19 protein-coding genes are annotated in these 22330 nt (G+C 66.8%); 9 read left to right on the plus strand and 10 right to left on the minus strand.

Annotated elements, in window-relative coordinates; genetic code table 11:
- Positions 1–95: 95 nt before the first annotated feature.
- Positions 96–1799, minus strand: coding sequence for a peptide ABC transporter substrate-binding protein (locus tag Q5Y72_RS14115; protein WP_305964066.1), 1704 nt, complete (start codon positions 1797–1799; stop codon positions 96–98).
- Positions 1800–2065: 266 nt separating this feature from the next.
- Between Q5Y72_RS14115 and Q5Y72_RS14120 the strand changes: the two genes are divergently transcribed.
- From Q5Y72_RS14120 to dnaE, 4 genes are all read left to right on the plus strand, one after another.
- Positions 2066–3898 carry an ABC transporter ATP-binding protein gene (locus tag Q5Y72_RS14120; protein WP_305964067.1) on the plus strand — a complete coding sequence of 611 codons (1833 nt, stop codon included), beginning with the start codon at positions 2066–2068 and terminating at the stop codon, positions 3896–3898.
- A 79-nt stretch (positions 3899–3977) separates the two neighbouring features.
- The gene (locus Q5Y72_RS14125) at positions 3978–5144 is read left to right on the plus strand and encodes a M20 aminoacylase family protein (RefSeq protein ID WP_305964068.1); all 1167 of its coding nucleotides are present in this window, start codon (positions 3978–3980) and stop codon (positions 5142–5144) included.
- Positions 5145–5284: 140 nt separating this feature from the next.
- A complete protein-coding gene (gene purU, locus Q5Y72_RS14130; RefSeq protein ID WP_305964069.1) occupies positions 5285–6169 on the plus strand; it encodes a formyltetrahydrofolate deformylase in 885 nt (294 codons plus the stop codon).
- 376 nt (positions 6170–6545) lie between these two features.
- Positions 6546–10016: a DNA polymerase III subunit alpha gene (dnaE, locus tag Q5Y72_RS14135; protein ID WP_305964070.1), complete on the plus strand. Its 3471-nt coding sequence runs from the start codon at positions 6546–6548 to the stop codon at positions 10014–10016.
- A 125-nt stretch (positions 10017–10141) separates the two neighbouring features.
- Here the strand turns inward: dnaE and Q5Y72_RS14140 are convergent, their stop codons facing one another.
- Genes Q5Y72_RS14140 through Q5Y72_RS14165 form a run of 6 tightly spaced genes read right to left on the minus strand, consistent with a single transcriptional unit; the run spans position 10142 to position 16164 of the window.
- Positions 10142–10558, minus strand: coding sequence for a Na+/H+ antiporter subunit G (locus Q5Y72_RS14140; protein WP_305964071.1), 417 nt, complete (start codon positions 10556–10558; stop codon positions 10142–10144).
- Between the two features lie 12 nt (positions 10559–10570).
- The gene (locus Q5Y72_RS14145) at positions 10571–10840 is read right to left on the minus strand and encodes a K+/H+ antiporter subunit F (protein WP_305964072.1); all 270 of its coding nucleotides are present in this window, start codon (positions 10838–10840) and stop codon (positions 10571–10573) included.
- Positions 10837–11328 carry a Na+/H+ antiporter subunit E gene (locus Q5Y72_RS14150; RefSeq protein WP_305964073.1) on the minus strand — a complete coding sequence of 164 codons (492 nt, stop codon included), beginning with the start codon at positions 11326–11328 and terminating at the stop codon, positions 10837–10839. Before Q5Y72_RS14150 ends, Q5Y72_RS14145 begins: the two co-directional genes overlap by 4 nt.
- Positions 11325–12923, minus strand: a complete 1599-nt coding sequence (locus Q5Y72_RS14155; RefSeq protein ID WP_305964074.1) for a monovalent cation/H+ antiporter subunit D — start codon at positions 12921–12923, stop codon at positions 11325–11327. Before Q5Y72_RS14155 ends, Q5Y72_RS14150 begins: the two co-directional genes overlap by 4 nt.
- A complete protein-coding gene (locus tag Q5Y72_RS14160) occupies positions 12920–13321 on the minus strand; it encodes a Na+/H+ antiporter subunit C (protein ID WP_305964075.1) in 402 nt (133 codons plus the stop codon). The genes Q5Y72_RS14155 and Q5Y72_RS14160 overlap by 4 nt, the downstream gene beginning before the upstream one ends.
- The gene (locus Q5Y72_RS14165) at positions 13321–16164 is read right to left on the minus strand and encodes a monovalent cation/H+ antiporter subunit A (RefSeq protein ID WP_305964076.1); all 2844 of its coding nucleotides are present in this window, start codon (positions 16162–16164) and stop codon (positions 13321–13323) included. The genes Q5Y72_RS14160 and Q5Y72_RS14165 overlap by 1 nt, the downstream gene beginning before the upstream one ends.
- Positions 16165–16459: 295 nt before the next feature.
- On the opposite strand from Q5Y72_RS14165, the gene ruvC reads away from it, so the two are divergent.
- The 3 genes from ruvC (at position 16460) to ruvB (ending at position 18828) form a co-directional block, all read left to right on the plus strand.
- On the plus strand, positions 16460–16978 hold the full coding sequence (gene ruvC / locus Q5Y72_RS14170) for a crossover junction endodeoxyribonuclease RuvC (RefSeq protein ID WP_305964077.1): 519 nt from the start codon (positions 16460–16462) through the stop codon (positions 16976–16978).
- Complete coding sequence (gene ruvA, locus Q5Y72_RS14175) at positions 16975–17688, plus strand: Holliday junction branch migration protein RuvA (protein ID WP_305964078.1); 714 nt, start codon at positions 16975–16977, stop codon at positions 17686–17688. Before ruvC ends, ruvA begins: the two co-directional genes overlap by 4 nt.
- A 108-nt stretch (positions 17689–17796) precedes the next feature.
- On the plus strand, positions 17797–18828 hold the full coding sequence (ruvB, locus tag Q5Y72_RS14180; protein ID WP_305964079.1) for a Holliday junction branch migration DNA helicase RuvB: 1032 nt from the start codon (positions 17797–17799) through the stop codon (positions 18826–18828).
- Positions 18829–18886: 58 nt separating this feature from the next.
- On the opposite strand, the gene folD is transcribed toward ruvB, so the two are convergent.
- From folD to Q5Y72_RS14195, 3 genes are read right to left on the minus strand one after another with little or no spacing between them, the layout of a single operon-like run.
- A complete protein-coding gene (gene folD / locus Q5Y72_RS14185) occupies positions 18887–19762 on the minus strand; it encodes a bifunctional methylenetetrahydrofolate dehydrogenase/methenyltetrahydrofolate cyclohydrolase FolD (protein WP_305964080.1) in 876 nt (291 codons plus the stop codon).
- Positions 19759–20061 carry a chorismate mutase gene (locus Q5Y72_RS14190; RefSeq protein WP_305964081.1) on the minus strand — a complete coding sequence of 101 codons (303 nt, stop codon included), beginning with the start codon at positions 20059–20061 and terminating at the stop codon, positions 19759–19761. Before Q5Y72_RS14190 ends, folD begins: the two co-directional genes overlap by 4 nt.
- A 28-nt stretch (positions 20062–20089) precedes the next feature.
- A complete protein-coding gene (locus Q5Y72_RS14195; RefSeq protein WP_371930833.1) occupies positions 20090–20590 on the minus strand; it encodes a MarR family winged helix-turn-helix transcriptional regulator in 501 nt (166 codons plus the stop codon).
- 106 nt (positions 20591–20696) lie between these two features.
- On the opposite strand from Q5Y72_RS14195, the gene Q5Y72_RS14200 reads away from it, so the two are divergent.
- Together Q5Y72_RS14200 and Q5Y72_RS14205 are read left to right on the plus strand one after the other, a co-directional pair.
- Positions 20697–21125, plus strand: a complete 429-nt coding sequence (locus Q5Y72_RS14200) for an organic hydroperoxide resistance protein (protein WP_305964082.1) — start codon at positions 20697–20699, stop codon at positions 21123–21125.
- A 676-nt stretch (positions 21126–21801) separates the two neighbouring features.
- Positions 21802–22330: hypothetical protein (locus Q5Y72_RS14205; protein ID WP_305964083.1), on the plus strand; the 529-nt coding region annotated here is incomplete at its 3' end.

Raw genomic sequence — 22330 nt, forward strand, 5'->3', positions numbered from 1 at the left:
AGTTCCGCCCGCCGGTTCGATGCCTGCGCCGTGCCGTTGCAGCGGCGGGCAGGGGGCCGCCCCGCCATTGTCGGAGGGGCGGCCCTGCGATCAGGTCACTCCTTGATCCGATGCCAGTCGGCGACGTTCCAGATCTCGGTGTCCCAGGCGTTCAGCATCACCCCACCCAGCGTGTTGCTGACCGCCGAGGCGGTGCCGCGATAGACCAGGGGAATGACCGAGTGGCTGTCCTTGGTCTGCATGTCATTCATGCGCTTGCCCAGCTCGCCCCGCGCGGCGAGATCGACGGTCTTGCCCAGTTCGACCACCAGCTTGTCATATTCCGGGTCGCAATAGCGGCTGGTGTTTTCGCCCTGCCACTGGTTCTCGGGGCCCGGGGCCTTGTCGCAGGTCTGCTTGGCCAGATAGGGCTCGGGGTTGTTGCCTTCGAAATTGTTGGCATACATCTCGACGTCCGCATAGAATTTCTGCAGCGTGTCAGGCGAGCCGGCGTCGCTGCCGAAGAACACCGAGGCGTCGATGGTCTTCAGCTCGGTCTCGACGCCGATTTCCGACCACCATTGCTTGATCAGCGCCTGAAAGTCCTGCCGCACGGCGTTGACCGAGGTCTGGTAAAGCAGCGACAGCCGCATCCCGTCCTTGGTGCGGACGCCATCGGGCCCGGCGACCCAGCCCGCCTCTTCCAGCAGGGCCTTGGCCCCCTCGATGTCCTGCGTCAGGCATTCGGTGTTGTCCGAGGCCCACGCGGCCGGGGCCGGCACCAGGTTGCAGGTGGGCTGGCCGGCCGGCCCGTAGCCGATCTCGGTCAGCAGGTTGCGGTCGATGGCCATCGACAGCGCCTTGCGCACCGCAAGGTCGGTCAGGAAGGGGTGAGGATGCTTGGTCGTCGACCGCTCGCCCTCGGGCAGCGAGGGCGAGGGGTCGGTCAGGTTGACATGGATGCGTTCCACCAGCGAACCGAAGGCGGCCTCGACGCGGCCCTTGCCGTTGGCCTCCATCCCGGCCAGCACCTCGGGGGCAAGCTGGGTGTTCCAGGCATAGTCGAATTCGCCGGTTTCCAGCACGGCGCGGGCAGCCGCCGCGGCGTCGCCGCCGCCCTTCATGGTCAGCGTCGCGAAGGCCGGCTTGGCGGGGTCGCGATATTCCTGGTTGGCCTCGAAGGTGATGACGTCATTGGTGCGGAACTCGACCACCTTGAACGGGCCGGTGCCGATCGGGTTGAAGTTCTGCTCGGTGCAGGTCGGCGCGGCCTCGCCCAGGCAGGATTCGAACTGCGCCTTCTGAAGGATCGGCGCCTGGCCGCCGACGAAGGCCGAGAAGGGATCGGGGCGCGGTTCGGTGAAGGTGATCTTCACGGTCAGCGGATCGACCGCCTCGACCGCGGAAATCCCCTCGAACTTGGCCAGCTGCGCGCAGCCGCCCTTCGGATCCATGCAGTAATTGGCGGTGAACACCACGTCATCGGCGGTCAGGTCGGTGCCATCCGACCACTTGATGCCCTCTTTCAGCTTCCAGGTGACGCTGGTCAGGTCCTCGGCGATGCCGCCATTTTCCAGCGAGGGGATTTCGGTCGCCAGCCGCGGCGTCAGCGTCCCCTCGGGGGTAAAGCTCGCCAGCGGCTCCAGCACCATGCTGGCGGCGATGATGTCCTTGGTGCCGCTGGACAGATACATGTTCATCGTCGAGGGCGCCTGCCACATGATGATGCTGACCGCTCCGTCGGCGCCACGCTCGGCCATCGCGGCCGGAGCCAGCACCAGCGAGGCGGCGGCGCCCATCAGCAAGGTTCTCAGTTTCATGTCGTTCTCCTGTTGGAAGTTCGGCCCGCGGGGCCCGCGGCAGAAGAATCGCTGCAAGCCTTTGCCGGGCTTTCCCTTTTCATCTTCATCCCCGTCTGTGCCGGGTTGTTCCTGACGTGCCGTCGCCCCTGCGGAATGTGGCAAGTTTCAAACAAAGCCAGCCGCGAAAGCAAGACCTATCGCTTGGTCAGCTTCGCAATCTTTCGACTTTGCGTTTCCGCGGATGCCCGCTAGCCTTTCCGCTGCACCAAGCCGGAGGATGCCCGATGCTGGATCAGGAGCCGCTTGTCTCCATCGAGGAACTTCGCGTCGAGTTCGAGACGAATGACGGCGTGGTGGTGGGCGTCAAGGATGTCAGCTTCGACATCAGGCCCGGCGAGTGCGTCTGCGTGGTGGGCGAATCCGGATCGGGAAAGTCGGTCAGCTCGCTGTCGCTGATGCGGCTGGTCGAGTTCGGCGGCGGAACGATCACCCGCGGCCGGCTGATGTTCGATCCGGGCGACGGCACGCCGATCGACCTGGCCCGGCAGTCGACGCCCGCCATGCGCGACATCCGCGGCAACCAGATCGGCATGATCTTCCAGGAGCCGATGACCGCCCTGAACCCGGTCTTCACCGTGGGCGAGCAGCTGACCGAGGGGCTGGTCGTCCATCGCGGGCTGAGCAAGGCCGAGGCCCGCGACCGCGCGCTGGAGATCCTGAAGCAGGTCCGGATCCCGGAACCCGAACGGCGCATGGACCAGTATCCTCATGAGCTGTCAGGCGGCATGCGCCAGCGCGTCGTCATCGCCATCGCCATGGCCTGCGAGCCGCGCCTGCTGATCTGCGACGAGCCCACCACGGCGCTGGACGTGACCATCCAGGCCGAGATCCTTGCCCTGATCGACCGGCTGAAGCGCGAAAAGCGGATCGCGGTCCTGTTCATCACCCATGACATGGCCGTGGTCGCGCAGATGGCCGACCGGGTGGTGGTCATGTATCGCGGCGACAAGGTCGAGGAGGGCCCGGTCGAGCAGATCTTCGAGGCCCCGCGCGAGGATTACACCAAGATGCTGCTGGCCGCCGTGCCCCGGCTTGGCGAGATGACCGGCAAGCCCGCGCCCGAACGACTGCGGCTGATGCGCGATGGCAGCGTGGGCGCGCCCGAGCCGATCGTCGTCGCCGATCCCCGGCCGCTGCTGACCGTGCAGAACCTCGTCACGCGCTTTGCCGTGAAGGGCGGGGTGCTGCGGCGCACCGTCGCCCATGTCCACGCGGTCGAGGATGTCAGCTTCACGATCAACGCCGGCGAGACCATGTCGCTTGTCGGCGAATCCGGCTGCGGGAAATCGACCTGCGGACGCTCGATCCTGCGGCTGGTCGAACCGCAGTCGGGGCGCGTCGATCTGGACGGGACCGACATCATCGCGCTGTCGCAATCGGCGCTGCGCCGCGCCCGGCGCGACATGCAGATGATCTTCCAGGATCCCTTCGCCAGCCTCGACCCGCACATGAAGCTGTATGACCAGGTGGCCGAGCCGATGCAGAATTACGGCATCGGCAGCCGCAGCGAACGGCAGGACCGGATCGCGGCGCTGTTCGACCGGGTCGAGCTGCCGCGCAGCTTCATGCGCCGCTATCCGCACGAGATGTCGGGCGGCCAGCGCCAGCGCATCGCCATCGCCCGCGCCCTCGCGCTGAACCCGCGGCTGATCGTCGCCGACGAGGCGGTGTCGGCGCTGGATGTCTCGGTCCAGGCGCAGGTCCTGAACCTGCTGATGGAGTTGCAGCAGGATCTGGGTATCTCGATGCTGTTCATCAGCCACGACATGGCGGTGGTCGAACGCGTCAGCCATCATGTCGGCGTGATGTATCTGGGCCGCATCGTCGAGATGGGGACCCGCGCGCAGGTGTTCGAGAACCCGCAGCACAGCTATACCCGCCAGCTGATGTCGGCGGTGCCGGTCGCCGATCCGCGCCGCAAGAAGATCAGCGAGGACCTGAACTTCCGGCCCATCCCCTCGCCGATCCACCCGGTCGGGTACGAGGCCGCGCCGTCGGTCTATCGCGAGGTGGCGCCGGGGCACCGGGTGCTGGTCGATCCGGTGACGCACGGCTGACGGCCCCGGTGGCGGGCGGTGCCGCGGCACTTGCAGCGCAGGCACAATCGACTACCCTGTGGGGTGAAGGAGACCGATCATGCCCGTCAAGAACCGCTTCGCCGAACTGCTGCCCGAGATCACCGCCTGGCGGCGCGATTTCCATGAACATCCCGAACTGCTGTATGACGTTCATCGAACGGCGGGCCGGGTCGCGGCTCTGCTGCGCGATTTCGGTTGCGACGAGGTGGTCGAGGGCATCGGCCAGACCGGCGTGGTGGGCGTGATCCGAGGCCGCAGCGACAGCAACGGTCGGGTGATCGGGCTGCGCGCCGACATGGACGCGCTGCCGATCACCGAACAGACCGGTGCCGAGCACGCATCGAAGACGCCCGGCAAGATGCATGCCTGCGGCCATGACGGCCACACCGCGATGCTGCTGGGCGCTGCGAAATACCTGGCCGAGACGCGCAATTTCGACGGCACCGCCATCGTCATCTTCCAGCCGGCCGAAGAGGGCGGCGGCGGCGGCGACGCGATGATCCGCGACGGGCTGGCCGAACGCTGGAACATCCAGGAATTCTACGGCATGCACAACATGCCGGGCATTCCGGTCGGGGCCTTCGCCATCAAGCCCGGCGCGATGATGGCCGCCGCCGACCAGTTCGACATCACCGTGACCGGCAAGGGGGGGCATGCCGCCAAGCCGCATGAATGCATCGACACCACGTTGACCGCGGCCCAGATCATCGTGGCGCTGCAATCTGTGGTGGCCCGCAACATCGACCCGCTGAAGAACGCGGTGATCTCGGTCTGCGTGGTCGCGACCGATTCGACCGCGCATAACGTGATCCCGCATGTCGTGCGGCTGAAGGGCACGGCGCGCAGCCTGGACGCGGAGGTGCGCGACCAGCTGGAGGAAGGCATCGCCCGCGTCGCCACCAACATCGCGGCGGCGATGGGTGCGACGGCCGAGGTCGACTACCAGCGCGGCTATCCGGTCACCGTGAACGACGATCAGGCGACGGTCTGGGCGGCGGATGTGGCGCGCGAGGTCGCGGGCGACGTGGACATGACGATGCAGCCGATGATGGGCGGCGAGGATTTCAGCTACATGCTGAACACCCGGCCCGGCGCCTACATCTTCGTGGGCAATGGCGATACCGCGATGGTCCATCACCCGGCCTATGACTTCAACGACGACGCGATTCCGGCCGGCGCCAGCTGGTATGCCGGCATGGTCGAGGCCCGGATGCCCGCCGCCTGAGGGCGCAGGATCGGATGGATGTCGCATGAACCGCCGGCGGTGTCGGAATCGCGATTGTCCTGCGTCGCCAATCGGACGAAATGCGGGGGCGGGCCGCAATCGCGCGGCCCGTTCCAGCATGTAAGGGACGGATCCAGCCGATGAAAAGCTTTACCCTGCGCGTCACCTGCGCCTCGACCCGCGGCATCGTCGCGGCCATCTCGGGCTTTCTTGCGGCACAGGACTGCAACATCACCGACAGCGCGCAGTTCGATGACACTGAAACGGGCCGGTTCTTCATGCGGATGAGCTTTCGCTCGGAAGGAAAGGCAACGCTGGACAGCCTGCGCGCCGATTTCGCGCCGGTGGCAGCGGAACTCGGCATGGAGGTCGAGATCACCGACGAGGCGGTGAAGAAGAAGGTGCTGATCATGGTCAGCCGCTTCGGCCACTGCCTCAACGACCTGCTCTATCGCTGGCGGATCGGCGCGCTGCCGATCGACATCGTCGGCGTGGTGTCGAACCATCACGACTACCAGAAGGTCGTCGTGAACCACGACATCCCGTTCCACCTCATCCGGGTCACCGCCGCCAACAAGCCCGAGGCCGAGGCGCGGCAGATGGACATCATCCAGGACAGCGGCGCCGAGCTGGTGGTGCTGGCACGCTACATGCAGGTGCTGTCGGACCGGATGTGCCAGGAGATGTCGGGCCGGATCATCAACATCCACCATTCCTTCCTGCCCAGTTTCAAGGGCGCGAACCCTTACAAGCAGGCCTATGAGCGCGGGGTCAAGCTGATCGGCGCTACGTCGCACTACGTCACCGCGGATCTCGACGAGGGCCCGATCATCGAACAGGACACGGTGCGGGTGACCCATGCGCAAAGCCCTGGCGACTATGTCAGCCTCGGCCGCGACGTGGAAAGCCAGGTCCTGTCACGGGCGGTCCATGCCCACATCCACGGCCGCGTGTTCCTGAACGGCGCCAAGACAGTGGTTTTCCCCGCTTCCCCCGGCAGCTATGTCAGCGAGCGCATGGGCTGAGGCCGGACACCCTGTCCGAACCGCTGGCGGGGGGCTTTGCGCCCCCCGGCCGCGCCTTCGGCGCAGCTCCCCCCGCAGGATATTTGAGCCAAGACAAAGCGGGTTAACCAGTCCTTAACCCCGGCCGAGGCATAGTGCCGGTGCGGTACAGGCGGGGACGCCGATGACCGTCCAAGGCAAAGCGCCCCGTTTCCTCCCGGAGACGGGGCGTGATCGTCTTTGCCTTGGGGCAAAATATCCCGGGGGAGTCCCGCAGGGACGGGGGCAGCGCCCCCATTCTACCTTCCGCGCCATCATGCGGAAGATGGGCTGGCGCGGCCCGGCCGCGCCGCAGGGCGATTGCAGGCGCCGCCCCTGCTGGGATAGTCATGGGCGCATGACAGCACGATCCCCCCACTTCATCCATCTGCGCACGCATTCCGAACATTCGCTGCTTGAGGGTGCGATCCCTGTCGGCAAGCTGGCGTCGCTTGCGGCCGAGGCAGGGATGCCGGCCGTCGCGCTGACCGACACCAATGCGATGTTCGCGGCGCTCGAATTCAGCGTCAAGGCGGTCGAGAAGGGGGTGCAGCCCATCATCGGCTGCCAGGTCACCCTGGCCGCCGAGGCCGTGGGGCCCGTGGTGCTGCTGGCGCAGGACGAGGCGGGCTGGCTGAACCTGATGGCGCTGTCGTCGTGTCTCTATCTGCGTGACGGGGGCGCCTTGCCCCATGTCACGGTGGAGGAGCTTGCCGCTCACGCCGCGGGTCTCATCTGCCTGACCGGCGGGGCTGCGGGCCCCCTGGGCCTGCTGGTGGCGCAGGGACGGGCCGACAGGGCCGCGGATCTTGCGCTGGGGCTGGCGCAGGCATTTCCGGGCCGCCTCTATGTCGAGCTGCAGCGCCATCCCGGCGAGAACGGGCAGCTGATGCCCGCCGAGGCCGCCAGCGAGGCCGGGCTGATCGATCTTGCCTTCTCCCGGAACCTTCCGCTGGTCGCGACCAATGATGTCTATTTCGCCCGGCCCGATCTCTACGAGGCGCATGATGCGCTGATCTGCATCGCCGAAAAGGCCTATGTGGACCAGTCGCAGCCGCGCCGCCGCCTGACCCCGCAGCATTATTTCAAATCGCCCGAGGAGATGGCGGTGCTGTTTGCCGACCTTCCCGAGGCGCTGGAGAACACCGTCGAGATCGCCCGCCGCTGCGCCTTCGCGGTCAGCCGGCACAAGCCCATCCTGCCGCGATTTGCCGAGGACGAGGTGGCCGAACTGCGCCGGCAGGCCAAAGCGGGGCTCGAGGCGCGGCTGAAGGTCATTCCCCATGCCGTGGCCGTCGAAAACTATCACGCGCGGCTGGAGTTCGAGCTGGGGATCATCGAGCAGATGGGTTTTCCCGGCTATTTCCTCATCGTGGCCGATTTCATCCGCTGGGCCAAGGATCACCGGATCCCGGTCGGGCCGGGCCGCGGCTCGGGCGCCGGCAGCCTGGTTGCCTATGCGCTGACCATCACCGATCTGGACCCGCTGCGCTATTCGCTGCTGTTCGAGCGGTTCCTGAACCCCGAGCGGGTCTCGATGCCGGATTTCGACATCGACTTCTGCATGGATCGCCGCGAGGAGGTGATCCGCTATGTGCAGGAACGCTATGGCCGGGACAAGGTCGGCCAGATCATCACCTTCGGCGCGCTGCTGTCCAAGGCCGCGGTGCGCGATGTCGGCCGGGTACTGCAGCTGCCCTTCGGGCAGGTCGACCGGCTGTCGAAGATGATCCCGGTCGAGGGTGTCAAGCCGGTCAGCATCGCCAAGGCGCTTGCCGACGAGCCGCGGCTGCGCGAGGCGGCCCGCGAGGAGGTCGTCGGCCGCCTGCTGGACTATGCCGGCAAGATCGAGGGGCTGTATCGCAACGCCTCGACCCATGCGGCGGGGGTGGTGATCGGGGACCGGCCGCTGGACCGGCTGGTGCCGCTGTATCGCGATCCGGCCTCGGACATGCCGGCCACCCAGTTCAACATGAAATGGGTCGAGCAGGCCGGGCTGGTCAAGTTCGACTTTCTCGGGCTGAAGACGCTGACGGTGATCCAGAACGCGGTCGATCTGATCAATGGCGGCGGGCGTCCGCTGCATGTGGCGGCCGACGGGCGCCTTCTCTACGACCCGCCGGCGGGGGCCGAGAACGAGATCAACGCGATCCCGCTGGATGACAGCGCCAGCTATGAGCTGTTCGCCAGCGCCCGCACGGTTGCCGTGTTCCAGGTGGAATCCAGCGGCATGATGGATGCGCTGCGGCGGATGCGGCCGACCTGCATCGAGGATATCGTCGCGCTGGTGGCCCTGTATCGTCCCGGCCCGATGGAGAACATCCCGACCTATTGCGAGGTCAAGAACGGGCTGCGCGATCTGGAATCGATCCATCCCAGCATCGACCACATCCTGGCCGAGACGCAGGGCATCATCGTCTATCAGGAACAGGTGATGCAGATCGCGCAGGTCATGGCCGGATACAGCCTTGGCGGCGCCGACCTGCTGCGCCGCGCGATGGGCAAGAAGATCGCCGCCGAGATGGCGAAGGAGCGGCCGAAATTCATCAAGGGCAGCATCGCCAACGGCGTCGATGAGAAGAAGGCGGGCGAGGTCTTCGATCTGCTGGAGAAGTTCGCCAATTACGGCTTCAACAAGTCGCATGCCGCCGCCTATGCGGTGGTCAGCTACCAGACCGCCTGGCTGAAGGCGAACCACCCGGTCGAGTTCATGGCGGCGGTGATGAACTGCGACATCCACCTGACCGACAAGCTGGCCATCTACAAGCGCGAATGCGATCGCATGGGGATCGAGATCGTCGCCCCCTGCGTCAACGGATCGGCGCCGAGTTTCACCGTCGCCGGCGGCCGCATCCATTATGCCCTCGGTGCCCTGAAGGGCGTGGGCATCGAGGCGATGCGGCTGATCCATGCCGCGCGCGGGGATGACGCCTTCCGCGACATGCATGATTTTGCCCGGCGCGTGGACATGAAGCGGGTGGGCAAGCGGCCGCTGGAGATGCTGGCGCGGGCGGGGGCCTTTGACCGGCTGGACGACAACCGCGCCCGGGTGCTGAAATCGCTGGACGGGCTGGTGGCGTGGTCGGCGGCCGTGCAGGCGCAGGCCGGGTCCAGCCAGTCAAGCCTGTTCGGCGGCGGCGAGGATCTGCCGCCGCCGCGGGCCGCCATCGCGCCGGTCTGGCTGCCCTCGGAGAAGCTGGCCGAGGAACACAAGGCCATCGGCTTCTATCTGTCGGGACATCCGCTGGACGACTATCTGCCCGCGCTGCGCCGCAAGAAGGTCCAGACCCTGGCAGAGATCACCGCCGAGGCGGCGGGCGGGCCGCTGGTGACCCAGATCGCCGGGACCGTCGCGGCGCGGATGGAGCGGAAATCGGCCAAGGGCACGCAATACGCCTTTGTCAGCCTGTCCGACCCGACCGGGCTTTACGAGGTGACGGTGTTCTCGGACCTGCTGACGGCGGCGCGCGACCGGCTGGAGCCGGGCGAGAACCTGGTGTTGCAGGTGAAGGTCGAGCCGTCGGGCGACGAGGTCAAGATGCTGGCCAATTCGGTGACCCGGCTGGACGATGCGGTGGCCGATGCGGGTGCCGGCTGCCTTGCGGTCGAGATGCAGGGCGCTGACACGATCCCGCGGCTGGCCGAGGTGCTGGGCCGCCTGCGCAGCGAACTGGCGGTGTCGGCCCGCTCGCGCGGACCGCTGCTGCTGCGCATCCGCGAGGGCAGCGAGTTGATCGAGATCGAGGTGGCGAATGACGCGCCGCTGACCACGCCGGCCCGGCAGGCGCTGCGGGCCGTGCCGGGGGTTCTGGACGTGATCGAGGAATAGCGCGTCGCGGTAGTCGGGCGCGGGAGCGAGGCGGAGGCACGGGATGCGGCCGCCGGGGGGCCGTCTGCCCCCCGGACCCCCCCGAGGATATTTTCGCCAAGGCAAAGGGGCGGGCGAGGGGACGGCTATTCGCGGTGGTCGCGCTCTGCGCGGTCGATTTCGGGGACGGCGTCCATCAGGCTGCGCTCGGCCGAATCGCCATAGGTCGCCCAGTGCATGTCCTCGCCCGGATAGGGCAATTCCTCGGGCCGCCAGGTGAGGTGCATGTTCGTCTTGGCGATCATCAGCCCGGTGATCGGCGCGGTCAGGAACAGGAACAGCGTGATCAGCAGTTCATGCCAGCTGCCCTGATCGCTGAAGAAGCCGAACCAGCAGATCGAGGCGATCAGCACGCCGCCGACGCCGAGCGTCGCGGCCTTGGTGGGTGCGTGGAGCCGGGTCATCTGGTCGGGCAGCTTGACCAGCCCGAACGAGCCCACGAGGCCGAAGATGCCGCCGATCACCAGCACGGCGGAGATGAGGATTTCTGCGATCTGGTCCATGCGGATGCCCCCTTATTCGATCACGTCGCCGCGCAGCAGGAACTTGGCATAGGCGACGGTCGAGACGAAGCCGACCATGGCGAAGAGCATCATGATCTCGAAATACATCGTGGTGTCGTGCAGGATGCCGAACAGCGCGATCAGCGCGATCATGTTGATCGCCATCGTGTCCAGCGCGAGGACCCGGTCGCCGACGCCCGGCGCGATGACGATCCGGTAGAGGCAGAACAGCTGGCCGATGCCGAAGCAGCCGAAGGCGAAGGCGAGTGCGTAGGGGATCATTCGAATATCTCCTTCAGCCGGGCCTCGTAGCGGCTTTTGATGTCGTCGATCACCGAGGCCGGGTCGGGCGCGTGCAGGCAATGGACCAGCAGCGCATGCCCGTCCTGCGAAAGGTCCGCGCTGACCGTGCCGGGGGTCAGGGTGATGGTGCCGGCGAGAACCGTGATCGCCTCGGGCGAGCGCAGGTCCAGGGGCACGGTGATCCAGGCGGGTTGCAGCAGCCGGTTGGGCTTGAACAGCACGATCATCGCCACCTGGATATTGGCCGTTATGATGTCGCGCAGCACCAGAAGCACGTAGGCGAGGATCTTTCCGGGGTGCCGCAGCCGGGCGCGGTCCGGCCAGTAGGGGCTGGTCATGGCCGGGATGGCGATGCTGAGGATGATCGCGAAGACCAGCGAGCCCCAGGCGAAGCGGTTGACCAGAAGCATCCACACCACCACCAGCACCGCGGAGAGGTAGGGATGGGGAAACAGGCGCCGGATCATCGCGAACCCTCCTGCTGGCGCAGCACCGATTCGAGATAGGGGGCCGGATCGGTCAGCTGCGCCGCGGTCTGCCGAAGATATCCGGTCAGCGGACCGGCGAACAGCGCCAGGGCGACCGTGCCGGCCAGCAATCCGCCGACTGCGGCGAAAGCGAGCCAGGGGGCGGCGGAATCGCCGACATCCTGGATCGGTTCGTCGGTTTCGAGCCTGGTCGGGATCGGTCCGCGCACCGGGCGCTGGCCCTCGTCGCTGTCATTGCCGGGTTGCGGGTCCATCTCGTGCGATTTCCAGAAAAGGATCGAGCCGGCGCGGGCAAAGCCCATCAGCGCGATCAGCGAGGTCACGAGGATCGTGGCCCAGATTCCGGCCATCCAGGGGTCGTCCAGCGTGGCCGACAGGATCATCAGCTTGCCGAGGAAGCCGGACAGCGGCGGCAGGCCCACGACGGCGATTGCCGTGGCGAAGAACAGCGCCGATACCAGACCGGTGTTGCGGATCGCCGGGCGCAGCCGCAGCCAGAAATCGCCCCCCCGGCGCGCCGCGATCAGGTCCACGACCAGGAACAGCGCCGCCCCCGCGAGGGTCGAGTGCAGCATGTAGTAGAGGCCCGCCGTCAGCCCGGCCGCATCGAAGCGCGCGACCGGGATCATCAGCGTGCCGACCGAGGCGATGGCCGCGAAGGCCGCCAGCCGGGTCAGGCTGCGGGTCCCCAGCACGCCGATCTGGCCCAGCGCCAGGGTGATCAGCGCGGCAGGCAGGATCAGGTCGGTGGCGATCGTCTCGATCACCGTGTCCTGCGGAAACACCAGCGTGAAGAACCGGATGATCGCGTAGACGCCGACCTTCGACATGATCGCGAACAACGCGGCCACCGGGCCGGGCGCGTTGGCATAGGTCGCCGGAAGCCAGAAATGCAGCGGCACGATGGCCGCCTTGATGGCGAAGACCACCAGCAGCAGCACCGCGCCGGTGCGCAGCAGCGCCGTGTCCTCGGCGGGCATCATCGCCACGCGTTCGGCCATGTCGGCCATGTTCAGCGTGCCGGTGACGGCATAGAGCGTGCCCAGTGCGGCCAGGAACAGCGCCGAGCCGGCAAGGTTGTAGCTGATGTATTGCACGCCGGCGCGCAGCCGCATCGGGCCGCCGCCATGGATCATCAGCCCGTAGCTGGCGATCAGCAGCACCTCGAAGAAGACGAACAGGTTGAAGGCGTCGCCGGTCAGGAAGGCGCCGTTCAGCCCCATCATCTGGAACATCCACAGCGCGTGGAAATGCCAGCCCTTGCGGTCCCAGCCCGAGCCGATGCCGTAAAGCTGCACCACCAGCGCCAGCACCGCCGACAGCAGCAGCATCAGCGCCGCCAGCCTGTCCAGCATCAGCACGATCCCGAACGGCGCGGGCCAGTTGCCGAGACGATAGACATGCACCTGCCCGTCGGCGGCCATCGCCGTCAGCCACAGCGCGGCACCCAGCGTCAGCACGCTGCCGGCGATGCCGAACACCCGTTGCTGCAGCAGGTCGTGGCGCATCCACAGCACCATCAGCGAACCCAGCAACGCGGGCAGCAGGACCGGAGCGATCAGCCAGTGGTTCATGCGGTCTCGTCCTCGGCGGGGCTGTCGTCGATGGTCTTCAGCGGGGGCATGATGCGGTCGTTCTCGGGCATGTTGATGTGATCGTCACCGCCCTCGATGAAGGCGCCAAGCGCCATCATCACCACCACCGCGGTCATCCCGAAGCTGATGACGATGGCGGTCAGCACCAGCGCCTGCGGCAGCGGATCGGTGTAGGTGTCGGGCGGCACGGTGCCCGAGTGATCCCTGAGGATCGGCGGCAGATGCACCACCAGCCGGCCCGATGCGAACAGGAAGGCGTTGATCGCATAGGTCAGCATCGTCATGCCCAGCACGACCGCAAAGCTGCGCAGCCGCAGGATCAGATAGATGCCCGCGGCGGTCATCGCGCCGACGGCCGAGGCTACCAGCAGTTCCATCACTGCGCCTCCCTTGTCTGTTCGTCGCTGAGGTCGATGTCCATCGGCTTGACGTTCACGGTCTCTCCGGCATGGCGCGCGATGCGCGACAGCGAGTTCAGCGCCAGCATCACCGCGCCCACCACGCACAGGAACACGCCAAGATCGAAGCCCATCGCGGTCGCGAGCTCGAATTCCTCGATGAAGGGCAGCTTGAAGTAGCCGAAGGCCGAGGTCAGGAAGGGCAGGCCGTTGAACCACGCGCCGATGCCGGTCACGCTGGCCGCGACGACGCCGGCGCCGATCAGCGCATGATACGGCAGGGCCTGGCGATCCTGCGCCCAGGCATAGCCCGAGGCCATGTACTGCATCAGCAAGGCGATCGCGACGACGAGGCCGGCGATGAAGCCCCCGCCCGGCAGGTTGTGGCCGCGCAGGAAGATGTAGATGCCCACCATCAGCGAGATCGGCAGGATCACCCGCGTCGCGATCACCAGCATCAGCGGGTGGCGGTCGCCCGCGCGGCGCTGTTCATGTACCCAGTTGCGCAGCCTGCGTGACGACCGCCCCTGCAACAGGGTCTGGGTCAGCGCGAAGATCGCGATGGCCGCGATGCCCAGCACGGTGATCTCGCCGAAGGTATCATAGCCGCGGAAGTCCACCAGGATGACGTTCACGACGTTGTCGCCGCCGCCGCCCTTGTAGCTGTTGGCAAGCTGGTAGTCCGAGATGGTAGGAAAGGCGAAGTCGCGGCGCAGGATCGCATAGGTCAGCCCGCCGAAGCCCAGCCCGGCCAGGGTCGCGATGAAGGCATCCCAGCCGCGCCGCACCGAGGGGGTGTCGGTCAGGGTCCGCTTGGGCAGGAAGTTCAGTGCCAGCAGCAGCAGGATGACCGTCACCACCTCGACCGAGATCTGCGTCAGCGCCAGGTCGGGCGCCGAGAAATAGGCGAAGAAGGCCGAGACCATCAGCCCCACAATGCCGATCAGCACCAGCGCAAGGACCCGGATGCGATGGAAGAACACCATGCAGCCGGTCGCGATGATCGCCAGCAGCCAGCCGATGAAGGGCACCACCTCGATGGGCAGCATCGGGCGGGTGACCGGCCCGGCCTCGCCCGTATACCAGGCCAGTCCGCCGCAGAACAGCGTGGCGAGGGTGAATGCCGCGAGGGCGCGCGGCATTGAGCCGTTGGTGAGGTTGTCGGTCAGCGCGCGTCCGCCCCGCACCAGGCGCAGCACCAGGGCATCGAAGATGGTCTTGGCCTCGGGGCGCGGCGCGGCCTCCCAGGCGGCCAGCAGCGGCGAATGCAGGCGCAGCAGCAGGGCGCCGCCCGCGATCGCGATCATCGACATGATCAGTGCCGCGTTAACCCCGTGCCACAGGTAGATGTCCGAGTTCTGGACCTCGCCGGTCACCGCACTGGCCGAGGCATCGACCAGCCAGCCCGCCATGGTGTTCGGGAACAGCCCGATCAGGATCACCAGCGCCGCCAGCAGCGCGGGACCGGCCCACATGCCGAAGCCCGGATCATGCGGATGATGCGGATAGTCGTCGCGCTGCGGACCCAGGAACACGTGGAAGATGAAGCGCAGCGAATAGCCGACCGAGAACAGCGCCGCGATGGTCGCCACCACCATGAAGCCCTGGCGGGCCTGTTCCAGATGGCTGGCCTCGTAAAGCATCATCTCTTTCGACAGGAAGCCGTTCAGGGGCGGGATGCCGGCCATGGACAGCGCCGCGATGGTGCCGATGGCGAAGGTTATGGGCATCAGCCGTCGCAGGCCGCCCAGCCGCGCGATGGACCGCGTATGCGTCTCGTGGTCGATGATCCCCGCGCTCATGAAAAGGGCGGCCTTGAAGGTGGCGTGGTTGATGATGTGGAACACCGCCGCGACGGCCGCCTCGGGCGTGCCGAAGCCCAGCAGCATGGTGATCAGCCCCAGATGGCTGACGGTCGAAAAGGCCAGCAGCGCCTTGAGGTCGTCCTTGAAGGCCGCGATCACCGCGCCCAGCAGCATCGTCACCAGCCCCGTCGTCGCGACGATCCAGAACCACTGCTCGGTCCCGGCCAGCACCGGCCACAGCCGCGCCATCAGGAACAGCCCGGCCTTGACCATCGTCGCGCTGTGCAGATAGGCGCTGACCGGGGTGGGCGCGGCCATCGCATGGGGCAGCCAGAAATGGAACGGGAACTGCGCCGATTTCGTGAAAGCCCCGATCAGGATCAGCACCAGCGCGGTGGTATAGTGCGGGCTGGACTGGATCGCCTCCCTGGCGTTCAGGATGTCGCTGATGTCATAGCTGCCCGCGATCTGGCCAAGGATCAGCATCCCCGCGATCATCGCAAGCCCGCCCGAGCCGGTGACCGCCAGTGCCATCCTTGCGCCCTGCCGGCCTGCCGGCAGGTGACGCCAGTAACCGATCAGCAGGAACGAGCTGAGCGAGGTCAGCTCCCAGAAGATCAGCAGCAGCAGGATGTTGTCGGACAGCACGATGCCGATCATCGCGCCCTGGAACAGCATCAGATAGGTGTAGAACTTGCCGATCGGGTCCTTCCGCGACAGGTAGAACCGCGCATAGGTGATGATCAGAAGCCCGATTCCCAGGATCAGGATGCCGAACAGCAGGGCAAGCCCGTCGATGCGGAAATTCGCGTTCAGCTGGATCATCGGCAGCCAGTCGAAGCGGGCGGTGATCACCTCGCCGCGCATGATCGCCGGACTGTGCAGAAGCAGCCCCAGAAGCGCCACCAGCGTCGTCGTGCCGCAGGCGGTCGCGGCCACGCTGCGCCCCGATCGGACCAGCAGACCGGGCAGCAGCGCGCCGATGAAGGGTAGCATCGCGATGAGAGCTGGCGACATCGGATCGTCTTCCCCGTTCGTTCGTGCGTTTTTATGGTTCTGGTTTTTCTGGTGGCAGGCGTTGCCGGAGTCAACCCGCGCAGGCTTGCCGGAGGATGCTTCGGAGGTCAAATCCGGCCCGCGGTCCGGGGAATGCCGGGGCGGGGCCTCGTGTCGCCCGGATTTGCGTGATCCTGGCCCGGGCGCGGCGGCGGCGGCGGGCCGGGGCCGCGGTCACGGATCTGGCGGCCGCAACTGGCACTGGTCGATGTTCGTGTTTCGTGCTAGCCATTGAAAAAACGGGCAGGGGGCAGACATGCGGGTTCTGGGCATCGATCCGGGTTTGCGGAACATGGGCTGGGGCGTTATCACGGTCGAGGGGTCGCGGCTGGGCCATGTCGCGAATGGCGTGATCCGCACCGGCCAGGACGGGGCCGAGACGGAACTTGGCGCACGGCTGTCGGTGCTATTCCGCGGGCTTTGCGCCGTGATCGCGCAATATGCGCCCGATGCCGCGGCGGTCGAGCAGACCTTCGTGAACCGCGACGCGGCGGGCACGCTCAAGCTGGGGCAGGCGCGGGGCATCGCGCTGCTGGCGCCGGCCGAGGCGGGGTTGCAGGTGGGGGAATATGCGCCGAATGCGGTCAAGAAGACGGTGGTGGGCGTGGGACATGCCGGAAAGGAACAGGTCCAGCACATGGTGAGGGTGCAGTTGCCGGGCGTCAGCTTCGCGGGCCCGGATGCGGCGGATGCGCTGGCCATCGCCATCTGCCATGCGCATCACCTGCAGGGGCGGGCGCTGCGGGTGGTCTCGGGGCAGAGGGGGGTGGCATGATCGGCCGCATCGCTGGCGTGATCCTGCACCGGGCGCGCGATCAGGTGCTGATCGATGTGCGCGGGGTGGGCTATGTCGTCCATGTCAGCGACCGCACTTCGGCCGGCCTGCCGCCGGCGGGTCAGATGGTCGCGCTGTATACCGATCTGCTGGTGCGCGAGGATCTGTTGCAGCTATTCGGATTTCCGACGCTGCTGGAGAAGGAATGGCACCGGCTTCTGACCAGCGTGCAGGGCGTCGGCGCCAAGGTTTCTCTGGCGGTGCTGGGCACACTGGGGGCAGACGGGCTGTCGCAGGCCATCGCGCTTGGCGACTGGTCGGCGGTGCGCAGGGCGCAGGGCGTGGGACCGAAACTGGCGCAGCGCGTGGTGCTGGAGCTGAAGGACAAGGCGCCGGCGATCATGGCGCTGGGTGGCGAGCTGACCGTTGATGCCACGGTCGTGGCGGGGGGTGCGGACGGGCCGGGCATCGAGCCCGGCCCGTCCGCCGCCTCGGCGCCGGCCTCGATGGCCGGCGTCGAGGCGCGCCCCCCGGGGGCGTCGGCGCAGCGGGCGGTGGCGATTTCCGAGACGCTGTCGGCTCTTGTCAATCTCGGCTACGGCCAGTCCGAGGCGGTAGCCGCGGTGGCCGAGGCGCAGGCGCAGGATGCCGATGCAGCCACGCCCGCGCTGATCCGGGCTGCGCTGCGCCTGCTGGCGCCAAGGGGGTGATGCCATGACCCGAAAACACCGCACCTGCTGCGATTGTCGCCGCAACCATCCCGTCCCTGTGTCGGCCCCGCGAACCGGTCGGCGTCCCGCGGCATGCCGGGCCATCCGATGACCCAGCCCGACCCTACCCTGCGCGCCGAGCAGATGGAGGGCGAGACCGAGGATCGCGCCCTGCGCCCTCAGGCGCTGACCGATTTCGTCGGCCAGGCCGAGGCCCGCGCCAATCTGCGCGTCTTCATCGACAGTGCCCGGATGCGCGGCAAGGCCATGGATCACACGCTGTTCTTCGGCCCGCCCGGCCTTGGCAAGACCACGCTGGCGCAGATCATGGCCCGCGAGCTTGGCGTCAATTTCCGCATGACATCCGGTCCCGTCCTCGCCCGCGCCGGAGATCTGGCGGCGATCCTGACCAATCTGGAAGCGCGCGACGTACTGTTCATCGACGAGATCCACCGCATGAACCCGGCCGTCGAAGAGGTGCTGTATCCCGCGATGGAGGATTTCGAACTGGATCTGGTGATCGGCGAGGGGCCTGCCGCGCGCACCGTCCGGATCGAGTTGCAGCCCTTCACACTTGTCGGCGCGACCACCCGGCTGGGCCTGCTGACCACCCCGCTGCGGGACCGCTTCGGTATCCCCACGCGGCTGCAATTCTACGAGATCGCCGAACTCGACATGATCGTACAGCGCGGCGCGCGGATGCTGGGCATCGAGGCCGAGCCCGAAGGCACGCGCGAAATCGCCCGGCGTGCGCGCGGCACCCCGCGCATTGCCGGCCGGCTGCTGCGCCGGGTCATCGACTTCGCCCTGGTCGAGGGCGACGGCCGGCTGACCCGTGCCATCGCGGATACGGCGCTGACGCGGCTTGGTGTGGACGATCTGGGGCTGGACGGCGCCGATCGGCGCTATCTGACCCTGATGGCCCAGCATTACGGCGGCGGCCCGGTCGGCGTCGAGACGCTGTCGGCGGCGCTCTCGGAAAGCCGCGATGCCATCGAGGAGGTGATCGAGCCCTATCTGCTGCAGCAGGGGCTGATCGCGCGAACCCCGCGTGGCCGCCAGCTGGCGCACAGGGCCTGGCGGCATCTGGGCCTTGACGCGCCCGCGCCCCAGCCGCAGGCCAAACTGTTCGAGGGCTGAGCGCAGCCCGGGCCACGGCCCCCGGCACTGCCCCCGACGCTGCCCGCCGGATGCAGGCTCAGGGGGTCAGGCCTTCGGGGTCGGGCAGGCCGTTGGCCCGCGCGGTGGCGGTCAGCGTATTGGCCAGCAGGCAGGCGATGGTCATCGGACCGACGCCACCGGGCACCGGCGTGATCGCCCCCGCGACTTCGCGCGCCGCGGCGTGGTCCACATCGCCGACCAGCCCGGCCTCGGTCCGGTTGATGCCGACATCGATGACCGTCGCGCCCGGCCTGATCCAGTCCGCCTTGACGAAATGCGCCCGCCCGACGGCCGCGATCAGGATCTCGGCCTCCCGGCACAGCTGCGGCAGGTCGCGGGTACGCGAATGGGCGATGGTCACCGTGGCGCTGTCGCGCAGCAGCAGCTGCGCCATCGGCTTGCCGACGATGTTCGAGCGGCCGATCACCACCGCCCGGCGGCCCGACAGATCGCCCAGCCTGTCGCGCAGCAGCATCAGGCAGCCCAGGGGCGTGCAGGGCACCATTGCCTTCTGGCCCGTCGCCAGCCGCCCGACATTGAGGACGTGAAACCCGTCCACATCCTTGTCGGGATCGATGGCGCCGATGACTGCCGCCTCGTCCATATGCGCCGGCAATGGCAGCTGGACCAGAATTCCGTTCACGGCCGGGTCGGCGTTGAGCCGCGCGATCAGGTCCAGAAGCTCGGCCTCGCCGGTCTCGGCGGGCAGACGATGCTCGTAGGAATTCATCCCGACCTCGCGGGTCTGCTTGCCCTTCGAGCGGACATAGACCTGGCTTGCCGGATCCTCGCCCACCAGCACGACCGCAAGCCCCGGCGTGATGCCGCGGGCTGCCAGCGCGACGACCTCGCGGGCGATGCGGGCGCGCAGGTCCGCGGCGAAGGCCTTGCCGTCGATGGGCGTGGCGGTCATGGGCGATCTCCCCTCAGGTGGCGGTCCTCCTGCGCGATCGCAGCCTCGACCAGTTGTCGCCAGATATTCTCGAAGAGCTCGGGGTCCAGCCCTGCATCCGCGGCATGCCGACGCGCATTCGCGACAACCTGCTCGACCCGCCAGTCGATCCGGGCAGGAAGGTCGCTGCCCGCCTTGATTCGGGCGGCGCGATCGATCAGGGCGCGGCGCTGCGCGAACAGCGCGATCAGCGCCGCATCGAGGGCGTCGATCCGGGCGCGCAGCGTCTCCATGCCGGAAATGTCGTCGAACTGGCTCATCACGCGCGTCCCATGCACCCTGCCGACGTCAGGCGCAAGGGTCGCCGCCGCCCGCGCCGCCCATCCCGCCGTCGCGCAGCGCCTGCCGCAGCCGGGTCAGCGCCTGATGCATCTGCCGCATTTCCGCGAGCGTCATTCCGGTCGCCTCGGCCATCGTCGCCGGAACCGCCTCGGCGCGCTGCTGAAGAACCCGGCCGGCCTCGGTCAGGCTGACCAGCACGCGCCGCTCGTCCTGGTCGTCGCGATGCCTGCGCAGCACGCCCGCCGCTTCCAGCCGCTTCAGCAGCGGCGTCAGGGTGCTGGAGTCAAGGCCCAACGCCGCGCCGATCCGCCCGACGCTTTGCCGATCCTCGGCCCAGAGGGTCAGCAGCACCAGATATTGCGGATAGGTCAGGCCCAGTGGCTCAAGCAGCGGCTTGTAGGCTCGTCCGAAGGCGAGATTCAGCGAATAGACGTCAAAGCACAGCATGGCGGGCAGGCCGGGAGATGCGACGATCGATGGCCCGATGGAGGGTGATGCGGCGGTCATGCGGCCAAGATAGATCGCGCGCGATGCAATCGCAAGGTTGACAAACCGACGCGCCGAATTTACCTGTTGTGCGATCAAATCGCAGAAGATCAATCAGGAGGACAGCATGCCGACCGAGATTCTCTATCGCACCAGCGCCACGGCCAAGGGTGGCGGACGCGACGGCCATTCGGAGGTCGATGATGGCAGCTTCAAGGCCGATCTGACCGTGCCGAAGGAACTGGGCGGTCCCGGCGGCGACGGGCTGAACCCCGAAAAGCTGTTCGCAACCGGCTATGCCGCCTGCTACATGGGGGCGCTGCGGCACTATGCGGCCTCGAAGAAGATCAAGGTGCCAGCCGACACGACCGTGCAGGTCGGTGTGGGCATCGGTCCGCGCGACGATGGCGGCTTCGGGCTGGACGTCGACATCACTGTGGGACTGCCCGGCGTCGAGCGGGACGTTGCCGAAGACCTGATCGCCGGCGCGCATCATGTCTGCCCCTATTCGGACGCCACGCGCGGCAGCCTGAAGATCACGCCGAAGCTGGCCTGACCCTCGCGACTGCAAGATCGGCTGACAGGCCTCGTCCTCGCGGGCGGGGCCTGTTGGCTGGAGCGGCCTGTTTGCCGCCAGGGTCGGGGCCGCACCGTCGGGGCGGTGGCTAGGCCCTCATTCCCACTCGATCGTCCGAATTACCCATAAGTGTATGAAAACTCGATAGTAAGCGCCCGTTCTGACGGCCAATCTCCGACTGTGAGGCCGTCAAAATACTACGCTTTTGATTTCATTGAGAAAACTGCCAGAAAAAATATTTTCGCGGTTCCGGCATCTATCGATGTCAATCGCCCCTCAGACCCGATTTTTTGCCTGCCCAGCGTAACTCACGGGGACGCCCAAAAGTACCGTCAACACTCCATAGCAGGATCAACCACCGGGATCGAGCTATCGGTAGCCAACGGGGTGCGACAGCGGAGCACGAACCCCAGTCAGACATTCAAAGTTACCGAAGATATGGGGGCATCTCTGCTAACACGCAGAGTCATATGGCATTCCGCTTTCACGCGAGCAGGGAAAAATGTAGCCTTGGTCGTGTCCTTAGAGTGCCGTCCACGTGCCGGTGCATGGGTGATCACTCCTTGCTAGGGTCAAAGTGGAGAGGCCGGCCTGCGTAGATCGATTCGCTCGCAGAGACCTCTGTCGGTCGACGTGAAGGGCGTTATAATCATCTATGGCGATTTACAGCTGGCATGAGATCGGTGATGCACCCGCAGCGCCCGGGGTTTACGCTTGGTACTACACACCCGAGATCACGGTCTTCGACCTCGACCGAATCACCTCCGAGATCGTTGAACTGAAAGAAGGCCGAGGCACATCTGCGGCCAAGGATGCCGTCCGTGAATTCCTTGACGAGACGATCTTCCGTTACTTCCGTGAGCAGCCCTATTCAGCCCAACTGCGTGGTCCGTTGAAGCCTCGTTACGAAGGGAAGATGGAGCACCAGCCGACGCTATCGGAAACCTTGTTGGATCGGATCGTAGAAGATCCGGCTCGACTCGGTACGATACGCGCGGTTCTAGAAGCGTCCGCCCCCAATTTTGCTTCGCCAATCTACATTGGCATGTCAGAGCGGCTCCGAATGCGCTTGGGCAAACATAAGGCTCTGATAGAGAAGTATGGCGAGCTCCCGGATCCTGGTCTATCTGAAGAGGATCAACGCGATCACAGCTTCGCCAAGGAAGTGCGAGCGCGGAGTATCC

Origin of the sequence: Paracoccus spongiarum (assembly GCF_030732095.1) — a bacterium.
Classification (GTDB): Bacteria; Pseudomonadota; Alphaproteobacteria; order Rhodobacterales; family Rhodobacteraceae; genus Paracoccus; species Paracoccus spongiarum.

Bases quoted from the DNA above. Each gene is read 5' to 3' on its own strand.
- folD (WP_305964080.1), bottom strand. From the start codon at position 19,762: ATGACCGCCACGCCCATCGACGGCAAGGCCTTCGCCGCGGACCTGCGC.
- ruvC (WP_305964077.1), top strand. From the start codon at position 16,460: ATGCGGGTTCTGGGCATCGATCCGGGTTTGCGGAACATGGGCTGGGGC.
- Q5Y72_RS14165 (WP_305964076.1), bottom strand. From the start codon at position 16,164: ATGTCGCCAGCTCTCATCGCGATGCTACCCTTCATCGGCGCGCTGCTG.
- dnaE (WP_305964070.1), top strand. From the start codon at position 6,546: ATGACAGCACGATCCCCCCACTTCATCCATCTGCGCACGCATTCCGAA.
- Q5Y72_RS14155 (WP_305964074.1), bottom strand. From the start codon at position 12,923: ATGAACCACTGGCTGATCGCTCCGGTCCTGCTGCCCGCGTTGCTGGGT.
- Q5Y72_RS14125 (WP_305964068.1), top strand. From the start codon at position 3,978: ATGCCCGTCAAGAACCGCTTCGCCGAACTGCTGCCCGAGATCACCGCC.
- Q5Y72_RS14120 (WP_305964067.1), top strand. From the start codon at position 2,066: ATGCTGGATCAGGAGCCGCTTGTCTCCATCGAGGAACTTCGCGTCGAG.
- Q5Y72_RS14195 (WP_371930833.1), bottom strand. From the start codon at position 20,590: ATGACCGCCGCATCACCCTCCATCGGGCCATCGATCGTCGCATCTCCC.
- Q5Y72_RS14115 (WP_305964066.1), bottom strand. From the start codon at position 1,799: ATGAAACTGAGAACCTTGCTGATGGGCGCCGCCGCCTCGCTGGTGCTG.
- Q5Y72_RS14160 (WP_305964075.1), bottom strand. From the start codon at position 13,321: ATGGAACTGCTGGTAGCCTCGGCCGTCGGCGCGATGACCGCCGCGGGC.
- Q5Y72_RS14150 (WP_305964073.1), bottom strand. From the start codon at position 11,328: ATGATCCGGCGCCTGTTTCCCCATCCCTACCTCTCCGCGGTGCTGGTG.
- purU (WP_305964069.1), top strand. From the start codon at position 5,285: ATGAAAAGCTTTACCCTGCGCGTCACCTGCGCCTCGACCCGCGGCATC.
- Q5Y72_RS14145 (WP_305964072.1), bottom strand. From the start codon at position 10,840: ATGATCCCCTACGCACTCGCCTTCGCCTTCGGCTGCTTCGGCATCGGC.
- ruvB (WP_305964079.1), top strand. From the start codon at position 17,797: ATGACCCAGCCCGACCCTACCCTGCGCGCCGAGCAGATGGAGGGCGAG.
- ruvA (WP_305964078.1), top strand. From the start codon at position 16,975: ATGATCGGCCGCATCGCTGGCGTGATCCTGCACCGGGCGCGCGATCAG.
- Q5Y72_RS14190 (WP_305964081.1), bottom strand. From the start codon at position 20,061: ATGAGCCAGTTCGACGACATTTCCGGCATGGAGACGCTGCGCGCCCGG.
- Q5Y72_RS14140 (WP_305964071.1), bottom strand. From the start codon at position 10,558: ATGGACCAGATCGCAGAAATCCTCATCTCCGCCGTGCTGGTGATCGGC.
- Q5Y72_RS14200 (WP_305964082.1), top strand. From the start codon at position 20,697: ATGCCGACCGAGATTCTCTATCGCACCAGCGCCACGGCCAAGGGTGGC.